This is a genomic window from Duffyella gerundensis, assembly GCF_001517405.1.
GTDB classification, from domain to species: Bacteria; Pseudomonadota; Gammaproteobacteria; order Enterobacterales; family Enterobacteriaceae; genus Duffyella; species Duffyella gerundensis.
In genome coordinates this window covers 2,527,944-2,547,468 of record NZ_LN907827.1, presented here as the reverse complement: position 1 = coordinate 2,547,468, position 19,525 = coordinate 2,527,944, and the positions used below count along the sequence as shown (strand labels likewise).

Genomic DNA, 19,525 nt, shown 5'->3' with positions numbered 1-19,525 from the left:
AGTCCTCCGTTGATTCAGGGGCCGTGGCCCGTTGCTCATGGGTTGGCCTGATGAGGGGAAAGCGCAGGCCGCCGCCGACGAAGTTTATCCATATAGATATAGACCACCGGCGTGGTGTACAGCGTCAACAGCTGGCTCATGATCAGCCCGCCCGCAATGGTGATGCCCAGCGGCTGGCGCAGTTCAGCGCCGTCACCGGAGGAGAGCACCAGCGGCAGCGCGCCCAACAGCGCCGCCAGCGTGGTCATCAGAATCGGACGGAAGCGCAGCAGACAGGCCTGAAAAATCGCCTCGCGCGAGCTGAGATTGTCGCGGCGCTGCGCCTCAAGCGCAAAATCGACCATCATGATGGCGTTTTTCTTGACGATGCCGATCAGCAGCAGAATGCCAATCAGGGCGATCAGGCTGAACGGCGCGTCAAACAGCTCCAGCGCCAGCAACGCGCCTACACCCGCTGACGGCAGCGTCGACAGAATGGTCAGCGGATGAACATAGCTCTCGTAGAGAATGCCCAGCACAATATAAACCGTGGCAATGGCGGCGAGAATCAGCCAGATCTGACTGCTTTGCGACTGCTCAAATAACTGAGCAGTACCGGCAAAACTGCCGCGCACGCTGGAAGGCACGCCTAGCGCGGTCATGCTGCGGTCGATAGCGTCTGAGGCCGCGGAGAGCGCCACGCCATCGGGCAGGTTAAACGAGATGGTCGAAGCCGCTGACAGGCCCTGATGGTTCACCGACAGCGGCGCGTTGGCGGGCTGCCAGCTGGCAAACCACGACAGCGGAATCGCCTTGCCCTCTTTGTTGATTACAAACATCTGCTGCAACGCGCTGATATCCTGGGTGTAACGGTTATCCACCTCCATCACCACTTTGTACTGGTTCAGCGGCTGGTAAATGGTGGAGATTTGCCGCTGACCAAAGGCGTTATTCAGCAAACCGTTGACGTCGGCAACGTCAATGCCGAGGCGCGCCATGCTGGCACGATCGTAGATCAACGCCATTTCGCTGCCTTTGTCCTGCTGATCGGAGTTAACGTCGGCCAGCTCGGGCAGGGCGGAAAATGCCTGGCGAATCTTCGGCTCCCAGGTGCGTAAGTCATCGAGATCGTCCGACAACAGCGTGTACTGATAGCTGGCGTTAGCTTCACGGCCCCCGGCGCGAATATCCTGCACCGCCGAGAGGTAAAGGCTGGCGCCCGGCTCTTTTGCCAGCGCCTCACGCAGCCGCGCGATCACCTGCTGGGCGCTTTCTTTGCGTTCACTCAGTGGCTTCAGTGAGATAAACATCGATCCGCTGTTGGTGCGCGATCCGCCGGTAAAGCCCACCACGCTCTCCACCGCCGGATCGGCATGCACAATGCGCATGAAGTCCTGCAGCTTGCCGCGCATTGCCTGAAACGAGATGCTCTGATCGGCAGAGATAAAGCCGTTGAGGCGGCCAGTATCCTGCTCAGGCAGAAAGGTTTTGGGAATGGAAACAAACAGCCAGCCGGTGAGCGCCACGGTGGCGAGTAACACCAGCAGGGTCCAGCGGCTGTGATTCAGCACCCACTGCAATGACCGGCCATAGCCCTGTTGCAGCTGAGCCAACAGCCGGGTAAAGCCGCGTGGCGCCTGTTTTTCCGTCTGTGGTTTCAGCAGGCGGGCACACATCATCGGCGTCAGCGTAATCGAGATAAACAGGGAGATGACGATCGCCACCGACAGCGTAATGGCAAACTCCTGGAAAAAGCGGCCAATCAGCCCGCCGATCATTAACAGCGGGAAAAATACCGCAATCAGCGACAGGCTCATCGAGAGCACGGTAAAACCGACTTCACGGACCCCCTGTAGCGCCGCAGGTAGGGGTTTCATGCCCGCTTCAACATGGCGGGCAATATTCTCCAGCACCACAATGGCATCATCGACCACAAAGCCGGTGGCGATGGTCAGCGCCATCAGTGACAGATTATTCAGGCTGAAACCGCACAGGTACATGGCAGCAAAGGTACCGATCAGCGATACCGGCACCGCAACGGCAGGAATCAGCGTGGCGCGGCCGGAACGCAGGAACACAAACACCACCGCGATCACCAGAATCACCGCAATCACCAGCGACTGTTCCACTTCGTGCAGCGAGGCGCGGATGGTGGGGGAGCGATCCTGTGCGATATCCAGCGAGATTGCCGCCGGAATAATGTCGTGCAGTTCCGGCATTTGCTGGCGAATGCGATCCACGGTATCGATAATGTTGGCATCCGGCGATTTGCGGATGATCAGCAGGATTGCCGGTTCGCCGCTGGACATACCGGCGTTACGCAGATCCTGCACCGAATCTTCCACGGTGGCGACATCCTGCAGCTTTACCGCCGCGCCGTTGTTGTAGTGGACGATCAGTGGCATGTAATCGGCGGCGGTTTTTAGCTCGTCGTTAGTACGCAACTGCCAGCGTTGCTGGTTGTCTTCCACTGCGCCCTGCGGACGCCGCACGTTAGCATCGGTAATCGACTGGCGCACCGCATCCAGCGACACACCCTGATTAAACAGCGCTTGTGGGTTAAGCGCGACGCGTACCGCAGGCAGCGAACTGCCGCCGACGGTGACATCGCCAACGCCGTTGATTTGCGACAGCTTTTGCGCCAGCTGCGTTGAGGCGTAATCGTACAGCTGGCCGGGATTGTACACATCCGAGGTCAGCGTCATGATCATGATCGGCGCATCGGACGGGTTGATTTTGCGGTAGGTGGGGCGGCTCGGCATGCCGGTGGGCAGCAGGCTCTGCGCGGCGTTGATTGCCGCCTGTACGTCGCGCGCGGCGCCGTTGATGTCGCGCTCAAAATCAAACACCATGATCACGCGCGTGCTGCCCAGCGAGCTGGTGGAGGTCATTTCGCTGACCCCGGCGATGCGACCCAGCGCGCGCTCCAGCGGCGTTGCCACCGACGACGCCATGGTTTCCGGCGAGGCTCCCGGCAGCGAAGCGGATACCAGAATCACAGGGAAATCCACCTGCGGCAGCGGTGCCACTGGCAGCATGCGGAAGCCGAGCAGGCCAACCAGCGCAATCGCCAGCGTTAACAGCAGCGTCGCGACCGGACGGTGGATAAACAGCGCAAAAAACTTCACGACTTCGCCTCCACGCTGCGGAAGCGGCGGCGCGTGGCGCGTGCCAGGCGATCGAACAGCAGGTAAATCACCGGCGTGGTAAACAGCGTCAGCACCTGGCTGAGGATCAGCCCGCCCACCATGGCAATACCCAGCGGGCGGCGCAGCTCAGCGCCGATGCCGGTGCTCAGCATCAGCGGCAACGCGCCGAGCAGTGCCGCCAGCGTGGTCATCAGAATCGGGCGAAAACGCAGCAGGCAGGCCTGGAAAATCGCCTCGCGCGGCGGCATGCCCTGTTCGCGTTCAGCGGCCAGCGCAAAGTCGATCATCATGATGGCGTTCTTCTTCACGATCCCGATCAGCAGGATAATACCGATGATGGCGATGATATCGAGCTCATGGCCGCTCAGCATCAGCGCCAGCAGCGCGCCGACGCCCGCTGTGGGCAGCGTGGAAAGAATGGTAATCGGATGGATAAAGCTCTCGTACAGCACGCCGAGCACGATATACATGGCAAAGATCGCCGCCACAATCAGCCACAGCGTGCTGCCCAGTGCCGCCTGAAACGCCAGCGTGCTGCCCTGAAACTCGGTCATGATATCCGCTGGCATCGCCAGATCCTGCTCTGCCTGCGTGACCGCTGCCACCGCTTCACCCAGCGAATAACCGGGCGCCACGTTGAAAGAGAAGGTGGTCGATGGAAACTGATCGAGATGATTGATGGTCAGCGCGGTATGCCGCTGCTCGACCTGGGCAATGGCGCTGAGCGGCACGCTGCCGCCTTCGCTGCTGGTTAAACGAATGGTTTGCAGAGCGGCCAAACCCGGGGTCTGTTCATTATTTTGCTCCAGCACCACGCGGTACTGACTGGCCTGCGTGTAAATGGTGGAGATCAGGCGCTGGCCAAAAGCGTTATAAAGCGCGTTATCGACGTCGGACATGCTGATACCGAGACGGCTGGCACTGTCGCGATCGACGCGCACATAGGCTTCCAGCCCGCGATCCTGCCAGTCGCTGCTCACTTCCTGCAGTTGCGGTGCCGCGGCCAGCTTCTCCAGCAGCGCCGGTACCCATTTACTCAGTGATTCCAGCGAACCGGTCTGCAATGTGAACTGATAAGGTGTCCGGCTGGCCTGCGTATCGATGGTCAGATCCTGCACCGGCTGCAGCCAGAGCTGCACACCCGGCACGGCGGCCACCGCCTGCTGCAGGCGCGCTGAGACCTCGGGAATGCGCTCATCGCGCTGATCCAGCGGCTTGAGGTTGATCTGCAAACGGCCACTGTTCAGTGCCGGATTGGTGCCGTCCACGCCGACGAAAGAGGTCAGACTCTCTACCGCGGGATCTTTCATGATGATCGAGGCGACCTGCTGGGTGCGCTGCGCCATGTTGCTGTAAGAGACCGACTGCGGCGCCTGCAGGGTGCCCTGAATAATGCCGTTATCCTGCTGCGGGAAAAAGCCTTTCGGAATCAGGATCCACAGCAGCACGGTAAGCACCATGGTGCCGAACGCCACGCCGAGCGTCAGCCACGGATGGTTCAGCACGCGGCTGAGCAGGCGGCCATAGGCGGCAATCACCCGTTCAAACAGCGCTTCGGTGGCGCGGGAGAAGCGGTTCTGCTTGCGCAGCGATTCGGCGCTGAGCATGCGCGCGCACATCATCGGCGTCAGGGTCAGCGAAACGATAGCGGAGATCAGAATGGCCACCGCCAGCGTCACGGCAAATTCGCGGAACAGGCGGCCAATCACATCGCCCATGAACAGCAGCGGAATCAGTACCGCAATCAGCGAGAAGGTCAGCGAGATAATAGTAAAACCGATCTCACCCGCGCCTTTCAGCGCCGCCGTCATCGGCGTTTCGCCTTTCTCGATGTAGCGCGAAATGTTTTCGATGACCACGATGGCATCATCGACCACAAAACCGGTGGCGATGGTCAGCGCCATCAGCGTCAGGTTATTCACCGAGAAATCGAGCAGATACATCACGGCAAAGGTGCCCACCAGCGACAGTGGCACCGCCACCGCCGGAATAATGGTGGCCGGAACGTTACGCAGAAACAGGTAGATAATCATCACCACCAGCGCCATCGCCAGCAGCAACTCGTGCTGCGTATCGTTTACCGAGGCGCGAATGTTGGTGGTGCGGTCGGCCAGCAGCTTGACCTCTACCGATTTGGGCAGCGACGCGGTCAGTGCGGGCAGCATGGCGCGGATGTTGTCCGCGGTATCGATAATGTTGGCGCCGGGCTGGCGAAGGACGTTAAGCACAATCGCCTGCTGGCGGTTGGCCCACGCGCCGAGCCAGCGGTTTTCTGCACCCTGTTCCACGCTGGCGACATCGCCAAGGCGCACCGGCGCGCCGTTGCTGTAGCTGACGATCAGCTGTCGATAATCTTCCGCCGATTTCATCTGATCGTTGGCGGAGAGGGTGATCGAGCGCTCCGGGCCGTCAAGGCTGCCTTTTGCTGAATTGACGTTGGCATTGGCAATCGCCGTGCGCACCTGCTCGCTGCTCAGGCCCAGCGCTGCCAGCGCGGAGGTATTCATTTTTACCCGTACCGCCGGGCGCTGGCCGCCGGAAAGCGTGACCAGGCCAACGCCGCTGACCTGGGAAATTTTCTGCGCCACGCGGGTTTCCACCATATCCTGCACCTGAGTCATCGCCATGCTGGTGCTGGTGACGGCCAGGGTCATGATCGGCGGATCGGCGGGGTTCACCTTGCTGTACACCGGCGGATTAGGCAGATCGTTGGGCAGCAGGTTGGTGGCGGAGTTGATCGCCGCCTGCACTTCCTGCTCCGCCACGTCCAGCGGCAGCGTCAGCTGAAACTGGAGCGTGACCACCGATGCGCCACCGGCGCTTTGCGACGCCATCTGCTTCAGGCCGGACATCTGGCCGAACTGGCGCTCAAGCGGCGCGGTGATCGCCGAGGTCACCACATCGGGGCTGGCGCCGGGATAAAGCGTGACCACCTGAATCGTGGGATAGTCGACCTCCGGCAGGGCGGAGACCGGTAAAAAGCGGTAGCCAAGGACACCAGCCAGTAAAATCGCCACCATTAACAGCGTGGTAGCAACCGGCCGCAGAATAAACTGACGTGAAGGCCCGCCGCTGTTGTCCTGAGGCATGACCTCCATCAATGGGCTCCTTTCGCGGGCTGCGTGGCACGGCTGGAGGCGATCGGCGTGCTTTGCGCGGCGATGATCTCCACCTTAGCACCTTCGGTCAGACGATCGAGGCCGTCAGTGACCACGCGGTCGCCCGCCTGCAGGCCGGCATCTATCACCACCTGGCGATTATCCTGCGGTCCCGCCTTCACGCTTTTTTTACTGACCTGATTGTCGCTGTTTACCACCCACACAAAGTTGCCTTCGTTGCCCATCTGCAATGCCGCGACCGGGATCACGACCGCATCCTGTAATGTGTTGACCTTGAGGCGCGCATTGACAAACTGGTTGGGAAATAGCGTGTCCTGCTGGTTCTCAAAGCGTGCTTTGATTTTGATGGTGCCGGTGGTGACATCGATCTGGTTATCGAGGCTCAACAGCGTGCCGCTGGCGAGCAGATTTTTATTGTTGCGATCCCAGGCTTCAACCAGCAGCGTTGTGCCGCTTTTCTGCGCCTGCAAAATGGCGCTGATGTTCTCTTCCGGCAGACTGAACAGCACATCGATAGGATGCGTTTGGGTGATCACCACGAGGCCGGTGGTGTCGCCGCTGGTAATGTAATTACCGACGTCGACCTGCTTCAGACCAACCCGGCCGGCGACCGGCGCGGTGATACGGCTGTAGCTCAGGTTAAGTTCCGCGCTGGCGACATTGCCCTGATCGGCCTTCAGCGTGCCCAGCGTTTCGGCAATCAGCGAGCGCTGCGTATCCAGCTCCTGCTGCGAGACCATATTGTTTTTGATCAGCTTTTCAAAGCGCGCCAGATCGCGACGGGCGTTGGCTAACGTCGCCTGATCTTTCGCCAGCTGTCCCTGCGCCTGAGTGAGCGCAACCTGCCAGGCGCGCGGATCGATCTCCGCCAGCAGCTGCCCGGCCTGCACCTGTTGGCCTTCGGTAAAGTGCAGCGCCATCAACTGCCCGTCGACCCGACTGCGCACGGTTACGGTATTGGCGGCAGTGACCGTGCCCAGGCCGGTAAGATACTGCGGCACGCTCTGCGTTTGCGCCGTGGCGGCCTGCACCGGCGCCAGCGGACGATTCGCCCGGCCGCCGCCTTTCCCGGCTCGTGATTCAGCCGCGGGTTTTGCCGCCGTGCCGCTGCTGTTGTGCCAGTAAAAATAGAGGCCAAAACCAACGATGATCAGCAGCACCAGCAGCAAGATTTTTTTGGGAAAACGGGGTTGGGCATTCATTGTATCTGTTGCTCTCCAGCAAAGAATTCAGGCAATCCAGGCGACGCCGCTGCCGACCGAAATACGTAGTGTAGCCAGCGATAGCGGCCAGAAGATGAAGGAATTAAGGATAACGGCTGCGGCGCGGGAAGTATTCATAATCTGGCACGTATTATCAATCCGCCCGTGCAAGGAAAGCGGCTTTCTTTGCTACGCTGATAGACGCGCTTATCATTTATCTGCAAGGAGAAGCACCATGACAACATCCTCAACCCGAACCCTTGGCCGTAGCGGTATTCAGGTTCCTGCCCTGACGTTTGGTGGCAATGTGTTTGGCTGGACCATCGATCGTGACACCTCGTTTACCCTGCTTGATGCTCTGCTGGAGCGCGGGCTCTGGTTCATCGACACCGCAGATGTTTACTCGCGCTGGGCGCCCGGCAATCAGGGCGGTGAATCAGAAACCATTATCGGCGAGTGGCTGAAAAAAAGCGGTCGTCGTCAGGATATCGTGCTGGCGACCAAGGTCGGCATCGAAATGGCACCGGGCAAAACTGGACTGAAACCGGCCTATATTCGTCAGGCAGTGGAAGATTCGCTGCGCCGTTTGCAAACCGACTACATTGACCTTTATCAGGCGCACCGTGACGATCAGGATACGCCGCTGGCGGAAACGCTGGCGGTATTTGACGCGTTGATCAAAGAGGGCAAAGTGCGCGCCATTGGCGCATCGAACTACAGTGCAGAACGGCTGAGCGAAGCGTTAAACATCAGCGAGCGTGAAAATCTGGCGCGCTACGAGACGCTGCAGCCGGAATATAACCTCTACGATCGCGAGGGCTACGAAAGTGGTCTTGAGCAGGTGGCGCGCGAGCATGGCCTTGGCGTAATCAACTACTATTCGCTGGCCAGCGGTTTCCTCAGCGGCAAATATCGTCAGCCGGAAGATGCCAGCAAGAGCAAGCGTGGCGAAGGCGTAGTGGAAAAATATCTTAACGCGCGTGGACTGAAGATTCTGGCGGCGCTGGATCGGGTTGCTGAAGCGCACAGCGTGACGCCAACACAGGTTGCACTGGCGTGGCAGATTGCGCGTCCGGGCATTACCGCGCCGATCGTCAGCGCCACGTCGTTGCAGCAGTTGGATGAGCTGCATAAGGCGATCAAGCTACAGCTTTCTGCTGAAGAGATTGCCGCGCTGACCGACGCCAGCGCATACTAGCTAATTTGCTGGCCCAGGTTATCTGGGCCAGCCTCTACCCTCAGAACATCACGTCAGCCCAGCGGGCCAGGCCCGCCGTCACCGAACCAAAATCATCACCCGTTGCCAGTGGAATATCGGGCAGTTGCGCCTGAAGCGCCTGGCGTAACAGCGGCGAACGCGCGCTGCCGCCGGTCAGGTAGATTACATCCGGACGCACGCTGCTGGTGGCCAGCGCCAGCGATACCTGCTCCAGAATGCGCTGCAGCGGCTGCTGGATCGCATTCGCCAGGCTCGCCGCGCTGATCTCCGCCTGCAGATCTGGGGTGATAAACGCCAGTTCGCTGGCGGTCAATGAACGATCGGACAGCGCAATTTTGCTCTCTTCAGCGGCGCGCACCAGCCGATAGCTCAGGCGCTGCTGCCAGACTTTCAACAGGTGCTTTACCTGCTCCGGCTGTTCGGCATCATGAATCAGGTCGCGCAGCTGTTTGCCGCTGGCGCTGGAATAGAAGTCGCTTTGTGCCGGTACATCGTTGATCGCCACCGCGTTCCACCACGGCAGCGCGGGCAGGGCGATGCCTTTGGTGGTCTGCCCGCCAAGGCCGAGATGCGGCATCAGCTCCTTAAAGGCCAGCATGATGTCGAGATCGTTGCCGCCGACGCGGCAGCCGCTGTGCCCGAGCAGGCTCTCTTCACGCTGCTGTTTGTTGCGCCACTGCGGGCCCATCAACAGCAGGCTACAGTCGGTGGTACCCCCGCCGATATCCACCACCAGCACCCGCGTTTCACGTTGCAGCGTCGCTTCAAAATCAAGACCGGCGGCAACCGGCTCAAACTGGAACAGAACGTCGCTGAAGCCGGCACGGGTTGCCGCGCGTTGCAGAATCCCCTCTGCCTGTTGGTTTGCGTCGTCGCCGCCTAATCCCTGAAAGTTAACCGGTCGGCCAATCACCGCCTGGCGCACTTCCTGCTGCAATTCGTTTTCAGCCAGCTGGCGGATATGCAGCATGGTGGCGCAGACCAGATCTTCAAACAGCGCAATCTGCTGCGGCTTGAGGCCGCTGGCACCCAGGAAGGATTTGGGCGATTTCACAAACCAGACATCTTCCGGGTCCGCCATATAATGCGCCAGCGAAGCGAGGCCAAACTGCACGCTGTCAGCATTGACCTCAATGTCTTCTTCCTGATTAAAACGCACCGCGCGACGCAGCAACGCAGTGGTTTCCGTATCGGGTGTGGGGACCTGATGGTGGCGATAGAGCCATTCACTGATCGCTTCGCGCGTGGGCGCGCAGAGCATAGAAGGCAGGTAAGGGGAGTTGTTTTCCAGCGTCAACAGACGCGCCTGATCCTGTTCCATTACCGCGACAGAACAGTTCGCTGTTCCATAATCGAAGCCGATTGCCATCCCATTCCCCTTCCAGAAAAAAAGGGGGCGACTTTACCCCAGCCTGGCGGCGTTGGCAATGTCGCGGATAATTATAAAAGCGATTTGTCGTGCTGGTCAGAATAAGCACGGGCTGGTACCCGTTTGCGCCGATCTTTTTCACGCCAGCTATCCAGTTTAAATAGCAGCAAACCAATACTTAACCCAATGATGACCAGGCCGAAAATATAATAATAAAGTTCGCCCTGTGCCGCGGCAATAATAGAGGTGCCGGACCAGATACCACAACATCCGATAGTGATAAGCGTAAAGCGAATAAATAACGTAAAGGCAAATGCATAGAGCAAAACCTCACGCAGGCCGAGGTCGATCAGGTGCATGTTTGCTATATCCTTTGGCATATGCGGAAAGGCATCATAGCAGTATGAAAATAAATAACTGCTTAATTGTTTTGATGCTTTCTTCACCGGTTGCCGCCGTATGCCGTCACCCGATAAGCCCGGCTTAACTATTCATTTGCTGCTCCCAGGAATATTCCGCTTATCGCACAATTAAATAGCCGGTAAGCGGTTATTTTCGCGATATTTTACTTAATCGCGAAATAGCTATTTTGCACTAAATGATGCACCGGTTGCCGCTCGCCAATCGCATTTCCCCATACGCCATTAATGCCAATAGTGTTCAGCGTGGTCAGCGCAGCGGGTAATTCTACCGGGCCAGCCAGCGTGATGATTTGTCGCTTTTCTGCCTGGCCGTGAATAATAGAGACTAACATTTCATCCATTAAGCTGGCGTGAACCGTGGCCACCAGATCGGGTGACATCATGATGTAGTCGATGGCTGCGCCGTGAAATTGATTAAAGGCGTCGAGGTGGCGGCCAAAATTTTGCAGCATGATGCGACACCCGCTGTGTTTTAACTGGGCTATCGTCTGCGGCAGGCGGCTGCTGTCGGCAAGCAGTGCCGCTGTTTCAATCACCACGATCAGTTGTGCGGGCGGTAACGGGCTGGCGTGCAGCAGCGCAAGTAACTCGGTAACGAACGCCTCGTCACGCAGCGCAGCCGCTGTAAAGGGCAGCGCCAGCGTGATGGCTTTGCTGGCCAGCGGCTGCGCATAGTGAGCAAAAAAGTGGCGCATCAGGTTGCGATCGAAGGCGAGCTGCAGGGCGGTTTCCTGCAGGGCGTTCTGCCAGCTGTTTTCATCCAGCGGCCAGCTGGCATCGGCCAGCCGTTCTACCTCCAGCAGATAAAAACTCACCGATTGCGTTTTGCCCGGTGGCGTCACCGCCCAGCTCAGCAGCCGTATCGGCATTTTTTCTACCTCGGCGGCGGTCAGCGCTGACGCCGGTCGGGCGACAATGCTGGCGTGATGATGCTGATAAACCTGCAGCTGGCCGCGACCATTGTGCTTGGCGTGATAACAGGCGGCATCCGCCTGTGACATCACGTCACTGCTCTGGCAGTTTGTGGCGTCGATTTGCGTCATGCCCGCGCTGGCACCCACCTGATAAATGTTACCTTGCCACTGAAAGGCGTAATGATTGACCGCGTTAATCAGCCGCTGAATCAAATCGCTGGCGCTGCGCAGCGTACAGTCCGGCAGCAGCACGCCAAACTCATCACCGCCGAGTCGGGCAATCACGTCATTGCCGTGCAGATGATGCAGCATCAGCGTTGATAGCTCACACAGCAGCGCATCGCCTGCGGCGTGTCCGGCGGTATCGTTTACCGCTTTGAAGCGGTCAAGATCGATAAATACCAGCACGTGCTGCTGACTGCCGCTGATATTTTGCAACAGCTGTCGCAGCTGCTGTTCAAAGCTGGCGCGATTGGGCAGGCGGGTCAAAATATCGTGAGAGGCGCTGTAGGTTAACTGACGCAGCGTTTCGCGTGACTCGCTGACGTCGCGAATCACCATCACCGTGCCGATATGGCGGCCCTCTTCGGTTTTCAGCGGGGTAAGGCTGTACTGAATATCAAACTGTTCATGATGCGCGCTATGTAGCACCAGCTCTTCATCCACCTCAGTCGCAGTTTTGTCGGCGGGCAGCGCGCACAGCAGCAGGTTTTCTATCCGTGCGCCGTTGACGCCGCGGGTAATGTGCAGAATATCGCTCAGCGCCTTGCCCGCCGCCTCCTCTTGCGACCAGCCGCTCATGCGTTCCGCCACCGGATTCATAAAGGTGACCAGCATCTCCTCATTGGTGCTGATCACCGCTTCACCGATGGAATCGAGCGTAATGTGCATGCGCTCTTTCTCTGCAAACAGCGCGGCGTTCGCCTGGGTCACGCGCTCCATCAGGCAGCGATTGGTCTCTTCAGTGCGCTTTAGCTCGGTAATATCCTGCAGCTGAGAGATAAAATAGAGCGGTTCGCCTTTGTTATTCCTCACCAGCGACGAGGAGAGGTTGGCCCAGACCGTTTCGCCATCCCGCCGAATATAGCGTTTTTCCATCAGATAACTGTCGCCTTCACCCGCGAGGATCCTCTGCATGGCAGCAACATTGCTGCTGATGTCGTCCGGGTGGGTTAGCTGCTGAAAGGTCATCTGCATCAGTTCGGCCTGTGGGTAACCAAGAAGCTGGCAGAGCGCGTCGTTGACGCTCAGCCAGCGCCCTTCAGGTGAGACCATCGCCATGCCAATCGTGGAATATTCCATGGCGTGACGGAATCGCAGTTCGCTTTCGCTGATATGTGCTTTTTCCGCGCGGAAGGAGTGCATCACCAGCGACATCATATGGCTTGGCAACAGGATTAGCAGAAATGGCAGCCAGAGCGCGGTATGGCTTAGCCAGACGGCATCGATATGCAGCACCACCAGTTGCAGGCTCAACAGCACCGAAATCATCGCGGCGTTGACCAGAAAGACCACAAAAGCAGCAAAGCGTGGCAAGCGCACGGCGCAGGTAAAGAGGATCACGATAATGAAGGTGAACGGCCAGGGAAGAAAACGCAGCGCCACGTAGCAGGCGCTGAGTGACACCACAATGCACAGCAGCGTTTCAAACAGCTGGCGCCTGCTGACTTGTTGTCGCAGCATGCGCGGCTGCCACAGCAGACACACCGGTGCTATCGCCAGCATGCCGATGATTTCAGCGATAACCCAGGTGGCAAAAAAGGAGCCGTTGCCGCCCAGTAACCACAGCGCCAGAAAGCCGCCAAGGAACGGCGTGATAATGCCCGCTGCCAGCAGCAGCTTGCACCAGTCATACAGCGTTTCCAGCGGGGCCCGGCGGTTTAGCAACAGACGCAGCAGCATGCCGCCCAGCGCTGCCTGCAGAAGATTGACCAGCGCATAAGCCACATTAATCCACGCGAGGCCGGTCATCAGCGTATTGGCGAGCATCACCGAGATAAAGCAAAACAGCAGCGTTAACGCCGCATCCGCCCAATTAAGACGGAAAGCGATGACGGTCATCAGCGCAGTGGGTAACCACAGTGGGGGGATCGCCCCGCTAACTGCGATCAGCTGCAGACAAAAAAGCGCCAGCAAAAAGCAGATGCCGCCGAGTGCGGCAGCCGTGCTGAAACGCTGGGTGGCGGTGTGTCCGAAGCCAAACCGATCTGTGATCATGAGATGTGCACGCACCTGACATTAAGGCGAGGGATCGCTCGCCAGGGCAGGGGAAAGGCGCCCGGCAGCCGGACGAGATGCGCCCTGTTTGATGATTATCAGATCATGCTAGCATATTGAAAATCGTTGTCGTGGCCGAATTCACAAATGCCCTCTATTCGGTCAATTGAACCCTTCAGCCAGACAATTACTGGCGCAGTTTCAGCAGATCAGCACGCGTCCATGGCCTGTCGATACCGGCCAGATCGGCGGACAAATGCGCCAGAAACTGCTGCGTGGTCGCAATGCGGCCGTGCCCTAACAGCAGCAACGGCAGCAGCAATGCCGCTGACATCTGTCCGAGGCTAAAGCCTTTGAGCTGCGTATGGCGCTGGCTGAGCAAAAACGTCGTGCTGATGGAGAAGCCCAGCAGCAGGCCCAGTACCACTTCGCTTTTGGAATGGGCATGAATCACCAGGCGTGAAAGGCCGACCATTAGCGGAATCAGGTAGCCAATGGCAATAGCGCACCGGCGCCAGGGTTGCGTCGCGCGCCCGGAAACCAGCCACAGCATCACCGGCCACAGGGTGGCGGACATGGCGCTATGGCCGCTGAAGCCGGTAAAATTGAAACGGGCGCTGCCGATACCAAAGCCAAGGAACAGCACTTTCGACACCGAGACCACAAATCCGGCGAGGCAGAAGGCGAAAATCCAGTACCAGACCGTGTGCCGATTGCTGCTTTTCCACGGTAAGACCAGGGCGATAATGATTGCTGTGGGGATCAGCAACATGCTGTCACCAAAATAAGTGAGGGTTTTCCAGGACATATCTTACCTTTATTGTTGTTATGATAGATTGCCGCACCCGCATTGGCTGGCGCTGAATCTTGTCGCATGCAGTTTATCGGTGAAACAGCGAGCCCGCCAAAGGATATATTCTGAAAAACCTGATGCCGCTTTTTCTGGCATCAACAGGGTGAAATCCCTATAATTGCCGCGAAATAACCCTCTCATCTCCTGACCTATCGTGAGCGCTGTATAATTCTGCGTCGCTTACCGGTTTGTCATACTGTAATCAGGTCTTTAATTTATGACTGACAAGTCTCACCAGTGCGTCATTGTGGGTATCGCAGGCGCCTCCGCATCAGGTAAAAGTTTAATCGCCAGTACGCTTTATCGTGAAATTCGCGATCAGGTTGGCGATGAGCATATCGGTGTGATCCCCGAAGATTGCTACTACAAAGACCAAAGCCATCTCACCATGGAAGAAAGGGTTAAAACCAACTACGACCATCCCAGCGCGATGGATCACGATCTGCTGCTGCAACATCTGCAAATGCTGAAATCAGGCGAGACCATCGATCTGCCAGTTTACAGCTACGTTGAACATACGCGCACCGCGGAAACTATCCAGCTGAAGCCGAAAAAAGTGATCATTCTGGAAGGCATTCTGTTGCTCACCGATGCCCGCCTGCGCAACGAGATGAATTTCTCGATTTTTGTCGATACGCCGCTGGATATCTGCCTGATGCGTCGTATGAAGCGTGACGTTAACGAACGCGGTCGCTCAATGGATTCGGTAATGGCGCAGTATCAGAAAACGGTTCGGCCGATGTTTTTGCAGTTTATCGATCCGTCAAAGCAATATGCCGACATTATCGTGCCGCGCGGCGGGAAAAATCGCATCGCTATCGATATTCTGAAAGCAAAGATCCATCAATTCTTTGAGTAAACGGCGAGGTGCTGGCAAACAACGCCAGCATCGTGCCAGCATTAACTACACTATTAGATTCCTGGAGTAAGGCGATGAGATTATGCGACCGCGACATTGAAGCCTGGCTGGACAGCGGTAAGCTGGAGATTACGCCACGGCCGCCGGTTGAGCGCATTAACGGCGCGACGGTGGATGTGCGCCTTGGCAATCAGTTTCGCACCTTTCGTGGCCACACCGCTGCGTTCATCGATCTAAGTGGTCCTAAACAGGAAGTCAGCGCCGCACTCGATCGGGTAATGAGCGATGAGATCGTGCTGCCGGAAGGCGAAGCGTTCTATCTGCATCCGGGCGAACTGGCGCTGGCGGTGACCTTTGAGTCCGTGACCATTCCGGACGATCTGGTTGGCTGGCTCGATGGCCGCTCCTCACTGGCGCGACTGGGATTAATGGTGCACGTGACGGCGCATCGTATCGATCCTGGCTGGCAGGGACGCATCGTGCTGGAATTTTTTAACTCCGGTAAACTGCCGTTAGCGCTGCGTCCGGGCATGCTGATTGGCGCACTGAGTTTTGAACCGCTCTCCGGCCCGGCAGCGCGTCCGTACAACCGCCGTGAAGATGCCAAATACAAAGGCCAGCAGGGCGCGGATGCCAGTCGTATCGACAAAGATTAAGCAGAGGTAAAGACGGTTTTGATGAGAAGATTGATAACCACGCTGGCCATTTTGCTAGTGGTGATAGTGGCGGGCATGACCGCGCTGGTACTGCTGGTCAATCCCAATGACTTCCGCGGTTACATGGTTAAACAGGTGCAACAACGCAGTGGCTATCAGCTGAAGCTGGATGGCGATCTGCGCTGGCACGTCTGGCCGCAGCTCAGCATTCTGGCGGGTCGCATGTCGCTGACCGCGCCGGGCGCTGCGCAGCCAATGGTCAGCGCGGAAAATATGCGTCTCGACGTCAGCCTGATACCTCTGTTCTCTCATCAGCTCAGCGTGAAACAGGTGATGCTGAAAAACGCCGTGATCCGTGCCACGCCGGACAGCGAAAGGCAGCGTCCGCAAAACGCCCCGATTGGTCCGGCTGACTCAACGCCCGCCGAGCCCGCCAGCGGCTGGCAATATGATATTGGCCATTTGCGCATTGTGGACAGCCTGCTGATTTGGCAGCAGCCGGGCGGCGAAGAGATCAATTTTCGTAATCTTAACCTCGATATGACTCAGGATCGTCGCCAGTCGGCGGCGCTGGATGTTGCCACCTCGGTGAGCCGCGATCAGCGCACTCTGCAACTGGCGCTAAAAGGCCACATGAAAATCGCCGACTATCCGCACCGCCTGTCCGGCAACGTTGATACGTTGCAATGGCAGTTAAGCGGCGCGGGCATTCCGGCTGATGGCATCAAAGGCGATGCGAGCATGATGGCCAGCTGGCAGGCAGAAAATCAGCAATTCTCACTGCAGCAGATCGTCGCCTCACTGAACGACAGCCAGCTCAACGGCGAAATCAGCGGGAAATGGGGTATACAGCCCGATCTGAAAGTGGCGTTACACGCGACGACGCTCGATCTGGACAAGCTGTTTGGCATCAACATTGACGGTGTGTCACAGCAGGCGCAGGCGGCGCAGCTCGCGGCAGCTAACCGGCCGCCGGTGATTGCGGTAGAGAAATCCTGGAGCGGGGCCAGTTCACCGCTGACAGGCATGCACATGCTGCTTAATCTCAAGCTGGATGCGGTGCGCTGGCGCGGTCTCGACCTGCATTCGGTGCTGCTGGATGCAGAAAATCGGGCGGGCGAGATTAGCCTGAATACCTTTAGTGGCCAGGTGGGGGCAGGGCGCTTCTCTCTGCCGGGTGCGGTAGATGTGCGCCAGCCGGTGGCGAAAATTGCGCTGCAGCCGCAGCTGCAAACGGTGGCGATCAAGCCGCTGCTGCGTGCCTTCCGGTTGCCGCAGGCGCTGGATGGCACGCTGACGCTGAACGGTGAGCTGGCTGGCACCGATCTGGATATGATGGCGGCGAAAAATAGCTGGCAGGGCAGTGCGCAGGCAAATGTGCAAAATCTGCAGGTCGCAACGCTCAATATTCCTCAGATGGTGCAACGTGCGATATCGCGCAGCAGCGATCGTCTGAGTGCCGATGAGGCGTCGCCCGACGGCACCATCCAGCAGCTTTCCGGCAAGATGATGTTGAATAAAGGCGTGATTACGCTAAGCCAGCTCAATGGCGAGGCGCAAAAGCTGTCGCTCACCGGTGCAGGCACCGTGACGATGCCAACCGAAGCGCTGGATATGCAGCTGGCGGTGAAGATTAACGGTGGCTGGAAAGGCGACGATCGCCTGATTGCTGCGCTGGCCGAATCGGCGATCCCGCTGCGTATTTACGGCAACTGGCAGAGTCTGCAATATTCCCTGCCGGTGGATCAGCTGTTGCGCAGACAGGTTGAGGACGCAGCGAAAAGCCGCCTGAATCAGTGGATAGATCGCAATCAGAGTAATGAAAAAGCGCAGCAGCTAAAGAAACAGCTCCAGCGATAATTTTGCGGGCCGGAAATTTCCGGCCCGTTTATTATCATACCGGCTAGTCTGATTCAGTAAGAAGATGTGGTTGAATGGCCACTTTTTGTACCCGATGATTCTCGACCTGTAAGGTGCGGAATAGATAGTCGCCCACCTTAACTTCCTCGCCTTCCTGCGGTATCCGCTGCAAATTCTCCATGAGCAAGCCGGCAATAGTGTGATACTCGCGCTTTTCATCCAGATCCAGCGGCACAAACATCACCAAATCATCGAGCGGCATATGGCCATTGGCAATCCAGCCGCCGTCGTCGCTTTTAATAATATCGTGACGCGCATCGACGCTGTCAGGTTCATCGCTCTCATTGGGCAGGCTGCCAGCGATGGTTTCCATCACGTCGCTGAGCGTAACCACGCCTTCAACCGAGCCAAACTCATCAACAACAAATGCAAAATGGGTGCGCGCATTGCGGAACTGTTCCAGCGCCTGTAGCAGCGGCAGACGCTCCGGGAAGACCAACGGCTGGCGAATCAGCGCACGCAAATCCAGTGAACTTTCATGCAGCGCCTGGTGCAGCAGGTCGATGACGTGCACTACGCCCAGCGGCTCCGGCTCGCCATCGGTGATGAGCAGACGCGTGTGCTGATTACGATCCAGCTGTGCCATGATATGTGCCGGATCCGCCTGCAAATCGATACTTTCTACATCGTGCCGCGACGTCATGATACTGCTGATGGTGCGCTGACCCATGCCCAACATGCGCGCGATCATCTCACGTTCCTGCTGATTAAAAATCGCCTGCGCCTCATTGCCACCTAGCGGCGAATTCTCAGCATTTAGCTCGGCCTGCTCGTGATAACCACGCAGCAGCCGCATTACGGCATCGGTGGTACGTTTTCGCAGCGGCTGACCGGCGGTGAGAAAGCGTCGGCGATTAAACTGTGCCAGCTGGTTGAGACCTTCAATGACAATCGAGAAGCCGATCGCCGCATAGAGGTAGCCCTTGGGAATGTGAAAGCCGAAGCCTTCTGCCACCAGGCTAAATCCAATCATTAATAAAAAGCTCAGGCACAGTATGACAATAGTGGGGTGTCCATTAACAAAACGCGTTAATGGTTTGCTGGCGAGTAACATCAGCAAAATGGCCACGGTGACGGCCGCCATCATCACTGAAAGTTCTTCCACCATGCCCACGGCGGTGATCACGGAATCGAGTGAGAAAATGGCATCCAGCACCACAATTTGCGCCACTACCGGCCAGAATTTAGCGACGCGCTTTTGGCCGTTCTCCTGCTCATCTTTGCCCTCAAGGCGCTCGTTGAGCTCCATGGTTGCCTTAAATAACAGGAAGATACCGCCGCACAGCATAATGAGATCGCGGGCGCTAAAATCGTGATGGAACAGGCTGAAAAACGGCTCTGTTAGTGTAACCAGCCAGGAGAGCGATGCCAGCAGGCCCAACCGGGTCACCAGCGCGAGTAAAAGGCCGATTATTCGAGCCTTGTCTCGTTGTGCGGGAGGCAGCTTCTCTGCGAGGATCGCAATAAAAATGAGGTTATCAATCCCTAACACCAGTTCCAGAACGATTAGCGTGACTAAACCGGCCCAGATGCCAGGATCGGCGATCCACTCAATCATGTTCATAACACCTTAATAATAGAATTCTGCTTTATCCGATGATAGTGAATTATTAGCCCGTAAACAAACCTCCCTCAACTAAGGAGAGA

At 57.6% G+C, this 19,525-nt stretch carries 12 protein-coding genes; 4 read left to right on the top strand and 8 right to left on the bottom strand.

Translation table 11 applies throughout. The annotated features are described in order from the left end of the window. Window positions 1-35: 35 nt before the first annotated feature. The 3 genes from mdtC to EM595_RS11815 are packed head-to-tail and all read right to left on the bottom strand — an operon-like array spanning window position 36 to window position 7,449. Entirely contained in the window at window positions 36-3,107 is a 3,072-nt protein-coding gene (gene mdtC, locus EM595_RS11825) for a multidrug efflux RND transporter permease subunit MdtC (protein ID WP_067432133.1), read from the bottom strand. Then, entirely contained in the window at window positions 3,104-6,226 is a 3,123-nt protein-coding gene (locus EM595_RS11820) for an MdtB/MuxB family multidrug efflux RND transporter permease subunit (protein ID WP_067432130.1), read from the bottom strand. The genes mdtC and EM595_RS11820 overlap by 4 nt, the downstream gene beginning before the upstream one ends. Further along, window positions 6,226-7,449, bottom strand: a complete 1,224-nt coding sequence (locus EM595_RS11815) for an MdtA/MuxA family multidrug efflux RND transporter periplasmic adaptor subunit (RefSeq protein WP_067432127.1) — start codon at window positions 7,447-7,449, stop codon at window positions 6,226-6,228. The genes EM595_RS11820 and EM595_RS11815 overlap by 1 nt, the downstream gene beginning before the upstream one ends. Window positions 7,450-7,684: 235 nt before the next feature. Between EM595_RS11815 and EM595_RS11810 the strand changes: the two genes are divergently transcribed. Beyond that, window positions 7,685-8,647 (top strand): aldo/keto reductase, encoded by a 963-nt coding sequence (locus EM595_RS11810; protein WP_067432124.1) that lies wholly within the window; start codon window positions 7,685-7,687, stop codon window positions 8,645-8,647. Between the two features lie 40 nt (window positions 8,648-8,687). On the opposite strand, the gene yegD is transcribed toward EM595_RS11810, so the two are convergent. The 4 genes from yegD to EM595_RS11790 all read right to left on the bottom strand — a co-directional run bounded on the left by yegD (window position 8,688) and on the right by EM595_RS11790 (window position 14,398). Next, window positions 8,688-10,037, bottom strand: coding sequence for a molecular chaperone (gene yegD / locus EM595_RS11805; RefSeq protein WP_067432121.1), 1,350 nt, complete (start codon window positions 10,035-10,037; stop codon window positions 8,688-8,690). A gap of 71 nt (window positions 10,038-10,108) precedes the next feature. Beyond that, entirely contained in the window at window positions 10,109-10,483 is a 375-nt protein-coding gene (locus EM595_RS11800) for a hypothetical protein (RefSeq protein WP_157883882.1), read from the bottom strand. 119 nt (window positions 10,484-10,602) lie between these two features. Then, window positions 10,603-13,590: a PAS domain S-box protein gene (locus EM595_RS11795; RefSeq protein ID WP_067432115.1), complete on the bottom strand. Its 2,988-nt coding sequence runs from the start codon at window positions 13,588-13,590 to the stop codon at window positions 10,603-10,605. 187 nt (window positions 13,591-13,777) lie between these two features. Next, window positions 13,778-14,398 carry a phosphatase PAP2 family protein gene (locus EM595_RS11790; protein WP_067432113.1) on the bottom strand — a complete coding sequence of 207 codons (621 nt, stop codon included), beginning with the start codon at window positions 14,396-14,398 and terminating at the stop codon, window positions 13,778-13,780. Window positions 14,399-14,660: 262 nt separating this feature from the next. Between EM595_RS11790 and udk the strand changes: the two genes are divergently transcribed. The 3 genes from udk to asmA all read left to right on the top strand — a co-directional run bounded on the left by udk (window position 14,661) and on the right by asmA (window position 17,818). Beyond that, a complete protein-coding gene (gene udk / locus EM595_RS11785; RefSeq protein ID WP_067432111.1) occupies window positions 14,661-15,302 on the top strand; it encodes a uridine kinase in 642 nt (213 codons plus the stop codon). 74 nt (window positions 15,303-15,376) lie between these two features. Continuing rightward, the gene (dcd, locus tag EM595_RS11780; protein WP_067432110.1) at window positions 15,377-15,958 is read left to right on the top strand and encodes a dCTP deaminase; all 582 of its coding nucleotides are present in this window, start codon (window positions 15,377-15,379) and stop codon (window positions 15,956-15,958) included. 21 nt (window positions 15,959-15,979) lie between these two features. Further along, the gene (gene asmA / locus EM595_RS11775) at window positions 15,980-17,818 is read left to right on the top strand and encodes an outer membrane assembly protein AsmA (protein ID WP_067432108.1); all 1,839 of its coding nucleotides are present in this window, start codon (window positions 15,980-15,982) and stop codon (window positions 17,816-17,818) included. Between the two features lie 43 nt (window positions 17,819-17,861). Here the strand turns inward: asmA and EM595_RS11770 are convergent, their stop codons facing one another. Continuing rightward, entirely contained in the window at window positions 17,862-19,436 is a 1,575-nt protein-coding gene (locus EM595_RS11770; protein WP_067432106.1) for a TerC family protein, read from the bottom strand. Between the last annotated feature and the right edge of the window lie 89 nt (window positions 19,437-19,525).